Raw genomic sequence first — 15,577 nt, forward strand, 5'->3', positions numbered from 1 at the left:
TGAGCTTTTCTTGATCTATCTGGAATTTATTGCGCTGGTTGTTCTGCCGCACGGCGCTGTTCAGATACAGACGGTGTATTCGGCAAGGTATCCGTCGTATTGACTTTCAAGCCGCCCCCCAGGGTTTTGTAGACTTCAACCTGATTGTTCAGATTGGCCTGTTCAAGCAATAACAAACCTTGTTCTGCTGCATAAGACGCACGCTGTGCATCCAGTACAGTCAGATAGCTGTCAATCCCGGCGCGGAAACGTGCCTGCGACAAGCGATAGGTGGTGTTGGTTGCTTCGACCAGACGGCGCTGAGCTGCAAGACGATCACCAATATTCTGACGTACCGCCAAAGCATCATTCACTTCACGGAAAGCAGTCTGAATCGACTTTTCGTAATCTGACAAGGCAATTTGCTGATCGGTTTCAGAAATACGGATATTGGCCTGACGGGTGCCCCAATCAAAAATTGGAATATCCAGACTCGGACCAAATGACCAAGCAAAACTGCCCGACTTAAACAGGTCGCCTAAATCAGTAGAGGCATAACCTGCTGAACCAGTCAGACTAATTGTCGGGAACAGACGCGCACGTGCTGCCGCAATATTGGCACCTGCCGCAGATAGACGGTATTCAGCGGCACGGACATCTGGACGGTTAATTAATAGATCACTTGGCAAGCCTGAACCCAATGCAGTATTGGAAGTGATGCGGGTCACGCGTTGTGCTGGTAATAAATTCGCAGGCACTTGCTGACCGACCAGCAGGTTTAACAGGTTTTGTGCCTGTGCCACCTGAGTCCGGTAATTCGCAACATCATTACGTGCTGTTTCAACCGAAATTTGCGCCTGACGCACTGGAAGCTCGCTGTCGATCCCGACATCAAAACGTTTTTTGTTCAGATTAAAAGATTCAAGCTGAGCTTTCAGCGTTTGCTCAGCCAAAGCCAGATTGGCACTGGCAAACGAGTAGCTGAGCCAAGCCTGAGACACCTGACCAATTAAGGCAATTTGCGTCGCATCTCGAGCACTTTGGGTCGCCAGGAAACTATCCAGCGCATTGTCACGCAAGCTGCGGACACGTCCCCAAAAATCCAGTTCATACGCAGTTACACCCAGTCCGACATTATAAGTCGTCACTGCACCGCGATTCTGCGAATTCATGGTGTCCTGGCGCAATACGCTACCACTGGCACCAATCGTCGGTAATTGGTTGTTTTCAGTAATCTGATACTGTTGCTGAGCTCGTTGAATATTGAGGGCAGCAATACGCAAATCACGGTTATTGTTTAATGCCAGATCCAGCACCTGTAACAGGCGCTGATCGGCAAAAAAGTTTTTATAACCTTGTTCTGCTACAGAAGTACCAGACGCATTGGTATAGCTGCTCGGGATATCTGCCTGCGCAACCGGCTCTGGACTGCGCATACTTTGACAGGCTGTCAAAGCAAGCGCAAGGGCAGATACCGCAATGCTACGACCTGTAATAGACCATACATTTTGCATTACGACTTATACTCCTGATTTTGTTGTTTTGGTTTGTATTTAAAGACACTTCGAATCCACACGTAGAATACCGGGATAAAGAAGATACCTAACAGGGTCGAGCTGATCACGCCGCCGAGTACACCATAACCGACTGAGTGCTGGCTACCTGCACCCGCACCTGAAGCCAGAGCAAGAGGTAATACACCAAAACCAAAGGCCAATGTGGTCATGATAATTGGACGTAAACGCATTTTTGCCGCATGCAAGGTCGCTTCAAATAACTCTTCACCTTGTTCCTGCAATTCTTTCGCAAACTCGACAATCAAGATCGCGTTTTTCGCAGAAAGACCAATCACGGCAATAATCGCCACCTGGAAGTAAATGTTATTCGACAGGTTCGGGTTTTGCAGCAGCACCATTCCACCAAAGGTAAGTAATAATGCACCAACAATACCCAATGGCACCACCATTAGAACCGAGAACGGAATCGACCAGCTTTCATACAGGGCTGCCAAACACAAGAAGACGATCAGTAGTGACAAGGCATACAGGAACGGCGCCTGTGCACCAGATTCACGCTCTTCTAAAGATAGACCTGTCCATTCGAAGTCGAAACCTTGCAAGCCCATTTCTGGTAACTTCGCTACAATTTCTTCCATGGCCACCATCGCATCACCTGAGCTGATACCCGGAGCAGGTGTACCCTGAATGTTCATGGACGATACGCCGTTATAACGCTCAAGACGTGGTGAACCGTAGGTCCATTCGCCTGTAGCAAACGCCGAGAATGGCACCATTTCACCGCGGTTATTACGCACATACCATTGGTCCAGATCTTCCGGCATCATACGCGAGCCAGCTTCACCCTGAACATAGACTTTCTTGACACGACCGCGATCAATGAAGTCATTGATATACGAACCGCCCCAAGCAATACCCATGGTGCTGTTAATTTCAGCAACACTCACGCCCAATGCACCGGCTTGTGCATGATCGACAATGACACGGTACTGTGGAGTATCTTCCTGACCATTCGGACGTACACCAGCCAGACGCGAGTCTTGTGCTGCTAGACCGAGAATCGTATTACGTGCTGCCAGGAGCTGATCATGACTTTGACCACTTGCAGCTTTGAGCTGTAAGTTAAAGCCAGCCGACACACCCAGTTCAGGCATTGCAGGTAATTGCAGTGGCATGATGTAAGACGCATCTTTGACAATCATGTTCAGCGCCATACCACGTTGAATAATGGCACCGATTTGAGATTCCGGACTGTGACGCTCTGACCAGTCTTTCAGTTTAATAAATGCCAGACCTGCGTTTTGTCCCACACCCGTGAAGGAGAAACCTGCCACACTAAAGACGGATTCGACATGCTCTTTCTCGTTTTCCAGGAAATAGTTGGTCATGGTGCTGACCACTTTGTCGGTACGTTCCAAGGTAGCATTTGGCGGTAACTGAACCAGCGTCATGACCACGCCCTGATCTTCATCAGGTAGGAACGAAGAAGGCAGTTTCTGGAACAACAGCACAATAATACCCAGTACCACGGCATACACCACGCCTGAGAAAATCTTGCTGTGAGTCATACGGTTGACGCCGCCCTGATATTTCACAGAGACCTTATCAAAACTGCTATTAAACCAGCGGAAGAAACGCGCAAAAATACCATTACTTTCCGGCTTGTTCGGATCATGCTGTTTCAGCAGGGTCGCACATAGGGCAGGGGTAAAGGTTAAGGCAACCACCAGTGACAAGACCATCGCTGTTACCAGCGTAATCGAGAACTGGCGATAAATGACCCCGGTGGTTCCACCGAAGAAAGCCATTGGAACGAATACTGCCGACAGCACCGAGGTAATACCAATCAATGCGCCAGAAATCTGTTTCATTGATTTTTCAGTTGCAGCCACCGGATCGAGATGTTCTTCCACCATGACCCGTTCGACGTTCTCGACCACAACAATCGCGTCATCGACCAGAAGACCAATCGCCAACACCATGGCAAACATGGTCAGGGTATTAATCGAGAAGCCAAAGATGTTAATGACGGCAAATGTACCTAATACAACGACTGGAACCGCCATGGTTGGAATGATGGTGGCACGCCAGTTCTGCAAGAACAGGAACATGACCAGGAACACCAGAATAATCGCTTCGATCAGGGTTTTAACTACACTCTTAATCGACAGTTCAATAAATGGTGTTGTATCAAACGCCAGTTGGTCGACCATGCCTTGCGGATAGTTCGGACGTAACTGTTTTAAACGCTCTTCAACCGCTTGTGCGGTATCCAGGGCATTGGCACCAGTCGCGAGCTTGATTGCTACACCACCAGCCGGTTTGCCATTAAATTTAGAATCGAACTGATAGTTATCTGCACCAAGTTCAACTCGTGCAACATCACCTAAGCGAACCTGCGCACCTGAAGTGGCATTTTTCAGGAAGATATTGCTGAACTGTTCCGGCGTTTGTAACAGACTTTGAGCCGTTACCGTCGCATTTAACACTTGTCCTTGAACTGCAGGCGCACCACCCAACTGACCTACGGCAACCTGTGCGTTTTGGGTACGGATTGCAGTAGCAATATCACTTGGCGTCACTTGCAGGCTGGCCATTTTGGCTGGATCCAGCCAGATACGCATCGCATAAGAACCACCAAAGACCTGAACTTCACCAACCCCGGCCACACGGCTTAAAGGCTCAGCAATATTCGAGTTAACATAGTCTTTGATGTCATCTGCGGTCAGGCTGCTATCAGGTGAATAGAATGCCAAAACTTGTAGGAAGCTGGCACCCGATTTGGTCACCCGCACACCCTGACGCTGTACATCTTCAGGCAGCAGGGCAGTCGCAGACTGTAATTTGTTTTGAACCTGAACCTGTGCGATATCAGGATCGACACCCTGGTCAAAGTTCAAGGAAATAGACGAAGAACCATTACCCGCACTGTTAGACGAGATATAGCGCAAGCCATCCATACCGTTCATCTGCTGCTCGATGATCTGGGTCACTGTATTTTCAACAGTTTCAGCAGATGCACCCGGATAAGTCGCAGAAATGGTTACGGTTGGTGGTGCGATGGTTGGATATTGTGCAATCGGCATTTTACTGATGGTTAAAATACCCGCCAGCATAATCACCAATGCAATCACCCAAGCGAAAATCGGGCGATGAATAAAGAATTGAGCCATGAACCATTACTCCTTATGCATTTGCAGCAGGTTTTTGTTCAGGTTTCTCTTTAGCATCATCTGCCTTTTTCTCGCTGGCTGCAGGCTGTTGCGGTGCAGCAGCTTGAGGTTGATAAGGTTTTGGTACAACTTGCTGTTCAGGTTTTACTTTCGCAATACCATCTACAATCACTCTATCGCCTGGATTCAGACCTTCGGTCACAATCCAGTTGCTGCCTTGGGAACCAACGGTGGTCACTGGACGTGGCGTCACTTTATTGTCAGCACCGACCAGCATCGCCATCGCCTGACCTGTTGGAGTACGAGTCAAAGCTGCTTGCGGAATCAGGAAAGCATTCGGTACTTCACCCTGTACGATTTGTGCAGTGGCAAACATACCTGGTAGAAGCAGGTGATTTTTGTTCGGGAATACTGCACGTAAAGTCACAGTACCTGTTTCAGGGTTCACGCTGGCATCAGAGAATGCAAGACGGCCTTCAACCGGATAGATACTGCCATCTTCAAGCTTTAACTTGACTTTGGTGTTGTTCGAGCTGTTCAAGCTGCCTTGATTAAGCTGTTGACGTAAACGTAAAAGCTCGGCACTTGACTGGTTGATATCTACATAGATTGGATCTAGACGTTGAATCGTCACCAATGGCTCTGGCTGATTTGCTGTCACCAAAGCACCCGCCGTCACAGACGAACGGTTGGTCTGGCCCGAAATCGGAGCACGTACAGTCGAATAGCCTAGGTTGATTTCTGCATTACGCAAAGTTGCGCGATTGGCATTCAAATCAGCTTCAGCCAGTTTGACCTGTGCCGCGATGTCATCATATTCCTGTTTGGAAATGGCATTGGTACCGACCAGTTGACGGTAACGGCCTTCCTTCACACGCAATACGCCCAGATTGGCTTCAGCACGGGCAATCGCTGCACGGGCATTGTCTACTGTAGTGCGGTTGGTACTTGAATCGATTTCATACAAGGCCTGACCTTCACGCACATAGCTGCCTTCCGTGAACAAGCGTTTAAGCACCACGCCACTGGCTTGTGGACGTACGTCTGAAATTTCAAATGCTGTTGTACGACCTGAGAGCTCTACAGACTGCTCTACACTTTGCGGTTGTGCAACAAGAACACCGACTTCAGTCGGTGGCATTTGTTGTTGAGCACCAGCTTGCTGGCCCTCTTTAGGATCTTTGCTACAACCAACAAGTGCAAGACTTGTTGCCAATGCGCAAGCAGTCAGGGCAGGTGCCCAAAGCTTTGCAGACATCATTATTCCACCTCTAATTAGATTTATATCTAAATTTTCTTATTTGTGAGCCGCGCAATATCTGATCCAGACCATATACCACAACGAAATCCAAATAAAACTGATACTCCAGCCGGATATGACATCTGAAGGAAAATGTACGCCCAGATAAACTCTTGAGATCCCCATCATCAGCATCCATACCACTGCACCGATCACGATGAGGGTATAACGGGAATGTTGCCGATGGATGTAAATTGCCAGACAAGCCAGACAGGCCGCATATAGACTATGGGCACTTGGAAAGGAACTTCCAAAGCTTTCAACCAGATGCAAGGATTCTGGTGGTCGGGGTCGGGCAATCGTAAATTTCAACAGCCAAGCTAGGAGAATTCCTCCGATAATTCCGATACATATAAAAATTGCGTTTGTATACTTTTTATACCACAGCAATGCAATACACCATAGTGTGGATAAAAATAATACAAATGGCATGCCACCTATTAGGGATAAGGACTGAGTAATTTGATTCCAAAACTCGGTGCGATACAGACTCATCCATTCCACAGCCTGCAAGTCGAGCTTGCTTAAAGCGGGAATATTCAGGATGAACACACTGAAAATTAAAAATAAAATACCGACAAAAAGTAACAAGTAATGCATGCCAAAAATCCTTGTCCCTTAACCGTTCGCAGATCGGTTAATTGTCTGGATTAGAAGTGTACTTGTCAGTACACTTTTTTTCAAGTGTGCGTATTTTATGCGAATTCCATTTTTTTAGTAAGGAATTTGTTGCTAAATATACTGTAATTGTCGCAGTTTTAAGATTTTGTCGATGTATGATTTTCGTCAATTTCAATGCTTTGCTTGGGTGGCCAGAAGAAATCACTTGGCCGGGTCAGGAAGTGAGTCATGACCAGTTTTGCCAACGGTTTCCACTGTTCAAAACGTACCCGTCGTGCACGTAAGGCCACAATAATGGTCAAACTGAAACTGACAAATAAGTTGGTCAGGCCAATCAACAATACACCGAGGAAAGACACCACAATCAAGCCAATATCCGGGCCATTAATATTGATCAGGCCCTGAATAAAGTTGGCCGAGGCAAAGGCAATATGGCGGATATCGAGCGGCAACCCCAGAATAAAACCAATGGTGCCCATACTGCCGAGCATGATCCCGAAAATAAAATTACCCGCCAGTGCACCCAGATTACGTTCAATATAGTCAGCAAAACGGTAAAGACGCTCTTGCCCCATCAGCTGCGATAAACGCACATGGGCTTTCAGTCGCGGGCCGACTTTGCGATAAACGGCCATATTGTCAAAATAACCGGCCAATAATCCGGACAGGAATAAACATACTCCGGCAATCGCTGCATGTGGAATCGCCAATGAAGTAAACGGATTCAGGTCATGTAGGGTTTTGGCAGCCTTGGCATGATTCATTAAAGGTTCATGCAGCGCAAAATCCCACAGCAGGGTAATCAATGCTGCTACGGGAATTGCAATAGAAATATTGCCCAAAATGGCGACAAACTGGGTGCGGATGATATTTACAATCAGCGCAGCCAGCTCGGCAATTTGAGCCATTTTCGAGCCTTTACGCTGCTGTACGGTAGCAGCCAGTGCAGCGGCAGTCATCGCCGGTTGTTTGGTTGCCACGGTAAAATGCAGCACATGAATCAGCATAAAACCTAGTGAATAGTTCATGCTATAGCTAAAGGCCTGCATCAAAGGGGCCATGGTGAGGCGTGTCATCAGAACTTTTAAGGTGGCCATCGTTGCGATGATGGCACCAGCCCCTGCAGCCGATTTATACATGGCCAGAAAGCCTTGCTTGTCGGTACTCACATAATGTTCACCAGTCTTGCTGGCATTTTCAGTGACCTGTAAAGCTAAAAGTTCACTATTGGTAGCCAGCAGGGCCCGCACACTGCGTTCACTATAAATTGCTTCAGTAATGTCCGCCATAAACAGGCCAATGGATTGATAACGCAGATCATCGTCATCCATAACCATATTCAGCAGAATCTCAACCCGTTCCAGACACTGTTCTAGCAGTGCCAGCATATAGGTCAGGCTGACACTGACGCCAGTCCGCTTGGTAGAACGGCGAATCTTGGCCACGACATCATGACATTGTTCCAGCATCACCAGCGCTTGTGAGGCATCCGGTGGGGTAATCGAATCGACCAGGGTGACTGTGTTATAACGTTTTTTATATTCCTGAATAAACTCGTTAATCTCACGATTCTGCACCAGAAAAGGAGATTCGTATTCCATCAGTTCAGGCTGGGCATTAATAAATTCAGGGTGCAGACCAATACCACTGATCCGGTACGACAAAATGGTCAGTGCCTTGATCAGCTGGTCTTTAATCCGGGTTTTTTCAGGTTGATTGGAATGTCCCTGATTCAGGACTGCAAATAAACGTTGCCAGTCATCTTCATCAAAATAGTCTAGCCAGTATTTATCAGTACGTTGATAAAAAACCTTGCGAAATAATTCCTGAAGTTGTTGATGGTCAGGAATCAGCGGCAAGACATGTGCACCAAGGCGCTGGTTTAGCTGGTTCCAGAATCCATCTAGAGACAAAATGCCGGTATCGGAAAACAGACCGGTCTGTTTATAGCGGTTAATGATCCGCAGGGTAAAGGTTTGAAGCGTGGCAACCGCATTCGGGGTGAGTAATAAAGCCCGGATAAATGCATTGAATTTCGCTTCGATCTCTTCGGTATTTCTGCTGTCTTCAGGTCTGATTCTTTCAACCAGTTCAATCAGAAGATTTTCATCCAGCACCGCCCGAGGTTGTTCAAGCTGGTGTTGCATGTTTTGAAAAAGATCTAGAAAATTAATATGCATAGGCGAGTTTAAAAGTTACTGAATTCGGTGTAGGGCCAGTTTGGCCAGATTAATCAGGGCCTGACGATATTCGGAGTCAGGTAATGCCTGTAAGGCATCAATTGCAATTTCAGTTTCTTCTGTAGCACGTTGACGGCAATAATCCAGCGCACCAGATTCATTGACAATTTGAATGACCTGTTCCAGATGTTCCGTACCGCCAGTCGCAATACTGCGACGGATGATTTCATGTTGCTCACCGGTGGTGTTTTTCAGTGCCGCAATCAATGGCAGGGTCGGTTTACCTTCCATGAGATCATCACCAATATTTTTGCCGAGCGTGTCCGCATCGGAGGTGTAATCTAAAATGTCATCAATAATCTGGAAAGCATTGCCGAAATGTCCGGCAAAGGTTTTTAAAGGCTGACGGAATTCATCTTTATCCGACAAAATGGCAGCACCTTCGGTGGCCAGTTCAAACAGGCGCGAAGTTTTGCCATGAATAATATTCAAATAAGTCGCTTCAGTGGTTTCCGGTTGATGCTGGGATTGTAGTTGCAGCACTTCACCTTCAGCAATTTCACAGGTACCGGTCGAAAAATCTTTGAGCAACACCATGTTGTTCAGATCGACCAGCAAATCAAAAGCACGTGAAATCAGAAAGTCACCGACTAAAACCGCAGTCTGGTTATTCCAGGTCGCATTGGCCGTCGGGCGGCCACGGCGCAGGCCAGACTCATCCACCACATCATCATGCACCAGTGTTGCGGTATGCAGCATCTCAATGATTGCAGCCAGTTTGCGGTGCGGTTCTAAATTTTCAGCACCACACGCCTTGGCGGCCAAAAGGCACATAATCGGGCGCATACGTTTGCCACCCGCTTCTACCACATGTTTGCTGACAGCCATCACTAATGCAACTTTTGAGGTAATTCCTTCATTAATGAATGTGTCCATCGCAGCAAAGTCGTTAGCAACAGGCGCGAGAATGTCTTGCTTAAAGTCGATGGTCATGTGAAAGAAAACCTCTAGTCTGGTAAATCGCTGGGCGTAGTTTAACAATTTATAACATGAGTGAAACCTAAGAAATGCATAAACTCCACTAAAAATCAGCTTTTTATAGATCTTATGTAGATTCGATCCATATTTCGAGCCATAAAAAATCAGGAAAGGTCAGGGCATCGCCCTATTCGTCAGGCTGAGTATATTAATCAAACTGGCCGGATTTCTGCTGTATTATTTTGTTGCTGAATATATCTTGAGTATTTGATTTGATAGAAATTATTTAATAGTTAAATAATTAGCGCATCCTGCTCATTATTATTTCAGTAAAATGGCTTGTTGTTTTTTTGAATATCCCTTAAAATCCTCGCCCTTAGATATCCCCCAGTGGCGTACGTCTTAAGTTCGATATATTCCTTTATCGGCACGACGACACGGGCTTGTTTGGAGTACATTATGTACGCAGTAATCCAAAGCGGTGGTAAACAGCACCGTGTAGTTGAGGGTGAAACCCTTAAAGTAGAATTATTGAAAGCTGAAACTGGCGCGACTATTACGTTTGATGACGTATTGATGCTTGTTAACGGTGAAAGCATTCAAATCGGTGCTCCAGTTGTTGCTGGTGCTACTGTAACTGCTGAAGTAGTTAGCCATGGTCGTCACGACAAAATCCGCATCATCAAAATGCGTCGTCGTAAACACTACCGTAAACAACAAGGTCACCGTCAATGGTTCACTGAGTTGAAAATTACAGCTATTTCAGGCTAATTACGAGGAGTAAATAGACATGGCAACTAAAAAAGCCGGTGGTTCGACTAAGAACGGTCGTGATTCGAATCCTAAGATGTTAGGTGTTAAAGTTTACGGTGGTCAAACTGTAACTGCAGGTAACATCATCGTTCGTCAACGTGGTACTGAATTCCACGCTGGTCAAAACGTTGGTATGGGTCGTGACCATACATTATTTGCTACTGCTGATGGCGTAGTAAAATTCGAAGTGAAAGGTCAATTTGGCCGTCGCTACGTATCTGTTGACGCGTAATCCGCTAAGATAGAAAAAAGCCCACGGTTACTGTGGGTTTTTTTATGCCTGAAAATTAATGTTTAGATTAATCGACATTCAATCATGTAAAAATTGTCCTGAAATCTTCATGATGATGAACAAAAAAACCGATTTCGAATTAATAACAATACAAAAGTTCTTATTTTCTATCATTTTAGCTTTTAATTTTCGTTTAAGATGAGCTATCAAATAAATTGCGATCACGCCAAATATAAAGGTGAAATTATGAATATGCTTCGTAAAACCGTCTGTGCTATGGCTCTGGGTGCAGTGACTTTAGCACCGGTGATGAGTACAACCGTGTTTGCTGCACCTGTGGCAGCTTCGGAGCAACAGGCAACTGCCAGTCTGGTCAAACAGCTCAATCATGTGCGTAGCATGACTGCAAATTTCGAACAAAGCACCAAGGTGACCAATCCGAGAGCGACCCAGAAAAAAGGTTTGACTGCACAACATATGAATCAAACCTTTAAAGGGGTGATGAAAGTCGAGCGTCCGGGTAAATTCTATTGGGAAACGACCGCACCGTCGAAGCAAGTCATTGCAACCACGGGTAAAACCGTATGGATTTATGATCCGGACTTGCAGCAAGCTGTTCGTCAAAGCTTAGATGAGCAGGTTGCCAATACGCCGGCCTTATTGCTGTCAGGAAACACCAGCCAGATTATGCAGTCTTACCGGGTGACTCAGCCAAATAAAGGTAAAACCTATTACACGCTGTATCCTAAAAATACCGATGGTGTGTTTGAAAGCCTGACCATTAGCTTTGGCGCGAACAAAGCACCAAGCTTGATGATCTTGCAGGATTCATTGGGACAAACCACCAATATCAAATTTAGCAATGTAAAAGTAAATAGCAGTATTCCAGCCTCTACCTTTAATTTTACCCCACCAAAAGGTACGGACATCATTGATCAATAAGCATCAATATGAACCAAATAAAAAAGTAACCTTTCGAGGTTGCTTTTTTATTGCCGATCATCAGGATTATTTTGGATAGGCTACAAGGTTCAGCTATATCTAAACACAAGAGCATCTTAGAATAAATAAAAGTCGAGTCAATGAAATTGCAAAATTTTTGGAGCTCAGTATGAAGATTAATCTATTTAAAACTACTGAAATTTACGCTGTTTTATTACTCACTGTAAGTATGTTGGGTTGTCAGCCGCAATCCAGTTCAGTGGCAACGATTGCGCAAACAGATCGGGTTGTGCAGATTGAAGCCAAGACCGTTCCTGTGAAAGGGGCAGCTAAAGTAGTGTGTGAAATAGAGGGTTGTGTACGCTTTGATCTACAAACGGTGGACAGCAATATTGACTGGATTAATCAATATTTTATTGAGCGCATTCAGCATACCGAACCTGTTGCATTCACCAAATTCACCCAGAAAAATCCTAAAAAAGCCGATGAACCGCATTATCTGGATCAGCGCTTTATCAAAGCGGAATTTGTCGGTCAGCGTGCCCATCTGGCGACTTTTGCTTTAAAAAGTTCCAATCTGGCAAGGAATAAAAATGCTTCTCTGAAACATGTGGAATATATCAATTTTGATCTAAAACAGAACAAACGTTTGGCTTTGTCTCAACTGTTATTAAATGGCGGTGAGCAGAAACTGCTGAATGCGATGTATCGAACCAATACTCAATGGCTGAATACGCAGGGTATTCAACAACAGCAGTTAAAATTGAGTGATAACTATTATTTTGATACAACAGGTCTGGTGATGGTGTATCCGGCAGGCGAACTAGCTCCGGCAGCAGCAGGAATGCCTGAATTAAAAGTGTCATATGCGGATTTAAATGAAGTGATTCGCCCTGAATATTTAGCCATTTTGCAGCAGACAGCTTCCTAAATATTGTGCTAATAGGACGCAGCCGTGGTCTTGGTCACTGTATTTTTTAATGCTAAGAGCTTACACTATAGCCAGTTTTTTTCTTCTGCAAAGATTGATTATGATCGACCCAAAATTACTCAGAAATAATATTGAGGCTGTAAATGTAGCCTTGGCAAAACGTGGTGTTCAACTCAATGTTGAAGAGTGGGCATCCCTAGAAGCACGCCGTAAAGAGATTCAGTCCAAGACAGAAACCCTGCAAGCTGAACGTAATGCCGGTGCCAAACAAGTCGGTCAAATTAAAAAAGCAGGTGGCGACGCATCTGAAATCATGACTCGCATGTCTGCGATTGGTGATGAAATCAAAGCGGCTGAAGCAGCACTGGCTGAACTGCAAGCTGAGCTTGAAGAAAAATTATTATCTATTCCAAACTTGCCAGATGAAGCTGTGCCTGAAGGTAAAGACGAAAGCGATAACGTGGAAATCCTGAAATGGGGTACACCGCGTGAATTTGATTTCGAAATCAAAGACCATACGGATCTGGGCGAAATGATGGGCGGTCTTGAATTTGAAACCGCGACCAAATTAACTGGTTCACGCTTCAGTGTATTGAAAGGTCCATTGGCGCGTTTACAACGTGCCATTACCCAGTTCATGCTAAATACGCATACTGATCAAAATGGTTATACCGAAGCCTATGTGCCTTATCTGGTCAATGCAGATTCATTGCGTGGGACTGGTCAGCTGCCTAAATTTGAAGAAGATCTGTTTAAGCTGCAGGGCGAAAAAGAGTTTTATCTGATTCCAACTGCTGAAGTGCCAGTGACGAATTTCGTACGTGATGAAATTATTGATGCAGACCGTCTGCCACTGAAATATGCAGCGCACACGCCATGTTTCCGTAGCGAAGCAGGTTCTTATGGTCGTGATACCCGCGGTTTGATCCGTCAGCACCAATTCGACAAAGTCGAAATGGTTCAAATTGTGAAGCCTGAAACTTCGATGCAAGTGCTTGAAGAATTGACTGGCCATGCTGAAGGCATTTTGCAGGCACTTGGACTTCCATATCGTAAAATTTTACTTTGTGGTGGTGACATGGGCTTTGGTGCGACCAAGACTTATGACTTGGAAGTTTGGGTACCAAGCCAAAATACTTACCGTGAAATTTCATCTTGTTCAAACATGGGTGATTTCCAGGCGCGTCGTATGAAAGCGCGTTACCGTGCTGATCAGAAGAAAACTGAATTTGTGCATACCTTGAATGGTTCAGGTCTGGCCGTGGGTCGTACTTTACTTGCAGTAATGGAAAACTATCAACGTGCCGATGGCTCCATTGAGATTCCTGAAGTATTACGTCCATATATGTGTGGTGCGACTTATATCGACTAATTGTCGATCTCAGCATCCCTAAATGTGCATGAAAATTGCATAGACAGTCAGATTTAAAATTTTGAGGTAGTTCGTGGATATTTTTCCAATCTCGTTAAAGTTGCAACAGCAAACTTGTCTGATTGTCGGTGGTGGACATATTGCATACCGTAAAGCACTTCTCCTACAAAAAGCAGGTGCGATCATTCATGTGATTGCGCCTGAAATTGAAGAGAGTCTGCTGCGAATTGTGCAAAATAGCCAAGGACAATATGTGCAGGCGGCTTTTCATCCTAAAGTTGCGTTACGTCCATATCGACTGGTGATTGCAGCGACTGACGATGCAGAGACCAATCGTCAGGTCTTTGAATTGTGTGAAGCGGAAAATGTCCTGGTCAATAGCGTTGATGATCCGCCGCATTGCCGATTTATGGTGCCTGCGATTATTGACCGTTCGCCATTGGTCATTTCGGTCGCATCGAATGGTACGTCGCCCGTGTTATCACGGCAGATCCGTACTCAGTTAGAAGCCGCTATTCCGCATGGTATGGGCAAGCTGGCTGAATTTTCAGGAAAATGGCGCAGTACGGTTAAGGCTAAAATTGTCAATCCGGATGAACGCCGTATTTTCTGGGAAGATTTATATGCCGGTCCGCTAAAAGAACAGGTGTTCAACGACAATATCGCGGAAGCAGATCGCCTGATTGAGCAGGCCTTACAGGAATGGCAACAGCCGAAAGGTGAAGTCTACTTGGTCGGTGCGGGTCCGGGTGATCCAGAATTGTTGACCTTAAAAGCCTTGCGTTTAATGCAGCAAGCCGACGTGGTCATTTACGACCGACTGGTTTCAGCACCAATTATGGATCTATGTCGTCGTGATGCGGAAAAGATCTATGTGGGTAAGGCACGTTCCAATCATGCGGTTCCGCAAGATGGAATTAATGCCTTGTTGGTCAAATATGCCAGTGAAGGAAAGCGGGTTTGTCGTCTGAAAGGCGGTGATCCATTTATCTTCGGGCGTGGCGGTGAAGAGATTGAAGAGCTATTTGCTGCTGGAATTACTTTCCAGGTGGTTCCAGGGATTACCGCAGCTTCAGGATGTTCAGCCTATGCCGGTATTCCATTAACCCATCGTGATTATGCGCAAAGTGTGCGTTTCCTGACCGGGCACTTAAAAGAAGGTTCGCCAGAATTGCCTTGGAGTGAGTTGGTCTATGAAAACCAGACCTTAGTGCTTTATATGGGGCTGGTTGGACTGGAGAAAATCTGTGCAGAATTAATCGCTCATGGTCAGCGAGCCGACATGCCGGTGGCCTTGGTGTCTAAAGGTACGACGCCTGAACAGAAAGTTGTAGTAGGAACGCTTGCAGATATTGCATCCAAAGTGTCCGAACATCAGATTCAAGCCCCGACTTTGACCATTATTGGTGAAGTTGTACGCTTACGTGAACAATTGCAATGGCATGAGCGAGGATAAGCAAAGCACTGCTTTGCCCGAGCGCAAGACGAAGGCTGTGCCTGAAGTAAGAGGATAAGCAAAGCATTGCTTTGCCCGAGCGC

Annotated in this window: 12 protein-coding genes; 6 read left to right on the top strand and 6 right to left on the bottom strand. The window is 45.8% G+C overall.

Annotation, left to right across the window (positions count from 1 at the left end):
- Positions 1 to 26 precede the first annotated feature (26 nt).
- From adeK to sdsA, 6 genes are all read right to left on the bottom strand, one after another.
- A complete protein-coding gene (gene adeK / locus NI464_RS13485; protein ID WP_253139047.1) occupies positions 27 to 1,493 on the bottom strand; it encodes a multidrug efflux RND transporter AdeIJK outer membrane channel subunit AdeK in 1,467 nt (488 codons plus the stop codon).
- A complete protein-coding gene (locus NI464_RS13490) occupies positions 1,493 to 4,669 on the bottom strand; it encodes an efflux RND transporter permease subunit (protein WP_253139050.1) in 3,177 nt (1,058 codons plus the stop codon). The genes adeK and NI464_RS13490 overlap by 1 nt, the downstream gene beginning before the upstream one ends.
- A gap of 13 nt (positions 4,670 to 4,682) precedes the next feature.
- On the bottom strand, positions 4,683 to 5,930 hold the full coding sequence (locus NI464_RS13495; protein WP_253139052.1) for an efflux RND transporter periplasmic adaptor subunit: 1,248 nt from the start codon (positions 5,928 to 5,930) through the stop codon (positions 4,683 to 4,685).
- A 36-nt stretch (positions 5,931 to 5,966) separates the two neighbouring features.
- Positions 5,967 to 6,569, bottom strand: coding sequence for a phosphatase PAP2 family protein (locus tag NI464_RS13500; RefSeq protein WP_195725702.1), 603 nt, complete (start codon positions 6,567 to 6,569; stop codon positions 5,967 to 5,969).
- Positions 6,570 to 6,727: 158 nt separating this feature from the next.
- The gene (locus NI464_RS13505) at positions 6,728 to 8,770 is read right to left on the bottom strand and encodes a site-specific recombinase (protein ID WP_253139055.1); all 2,043 of its coding nucleotides are present in this window, start codon (positions 8,768 to 8,770) and stop codon (positions 6,728 to 6,730) included.
- A gap of 15 nt (positions 8,771 to 8,785) precedes the next feature.
- Positions 8,786 to 9,763: an All-trans-nonaprenyl-diphosphate synthase gene (gene sdsA, locus NI464_RS13510; protein WP_004280641.1), complete on the bottom strand. Its 978-nt coding sequence runs from the start codon at positions 9,761 to 9,763 to the stop codon at positions 8,786 to 8,788.
- Between the two features lie 444 nt (positions 9,764 to 10,207).
- Between sdsA and rplU the strand changes: the two genes are divergently transcribed.
- The 6 genes from rplU to cysG all read left to right on the top strand — a co-directional run bounded on the left by rplU (position 10,208) and on the right by cysG (position 15,494).
- Positions 10,208 to 10,519 carry a 50S ribosomal protein L21 gene (gene rplU, locus NI464_RS13515; RefSeq protein ID WP_004280640.1) on the top strand — a complete coding sequence of 104 codons (312 nt, stop codon included), beginning with the start codon at positions 10,208 to 10,210 and terminating at the stop codon, positions 10,517 to 10,519.
- A 19-nt stretch (positions 10,520 to 10,538) separates the two neighbouring features.
- Positions 10,539 to 10,793 (top strand): 50S ribosomal protein L27, encoded by a 255-nt coding sequence (rpmA, locus tag NI464_RS13520; RefSeq protein ID WP_004280639.1) that lies wholly within the window; start codon positions 10,539 to 10,541, stop codon positions 10,791 to 10,793.
- Between the two features lie 246 nt (positions 10,794 to 11,039).
- Complete coding sequence (gene lolA / locus NI464_RS13525; RefSeq protein WP_005106298.1) at positions 11,040 to 11,735, top strand: outer membrane lipoprotein periplasmic chaperone LolA; 696 nt, start codon at positions 11,040 to 11,042, stop codon at positions 11,733 to 11,735.
- Between the two features lie 169 nt (positions 11,736 to 11,904).
- Entirely contained in the window at positions 11,905 to 12,666 is a 762-nt protein-coding gene (locus tag NI464_RS13530) for an RsiV family protein (protein WP_253139058.1), read from the top strand.
- Between the two features lie 100 nt (positions 12,667 to 12,766).
- A complete protein-coding gene (gene serS, locus NI464_RS13535) occupies positions 12,767 to 14,038 on the top strand; it encodes a serine--tRNA ligase (protein ID WP_004731908.1) in 1,272 nt (423 codons plus the stop codon).
- Between the two features lie 73 nt (positions 14,039 to 14,111).
- Positions 14,112 to 15,494 carry a siroheme synthase CysG gene (gene cysG / locus NI464_RS13540; protein ID WP_253139061.1) on the top strand — a complete coding sequence of 461 codons (1,383 nt, stop codon included), beginning with the start codon at positions 14,112 to 14,114 and terminating at the stop codon, positions 15,492 to 15,494.
- The last annotated feature ends 83 nt before the right edge of the window (positions 15,495 to 15,577 follow it).

Origin of the sequence: Acinetobacter lwoffii (assembly GCF_024129685.1) — a bacterium.
Taxonomy (GTDB): Bacteria; Pseudomonadota; Gammaproteobacteria; order Pseudomonadales; family Moraxellaceae; genus Acinetobacter; species Acinetobacter lwoffii_X.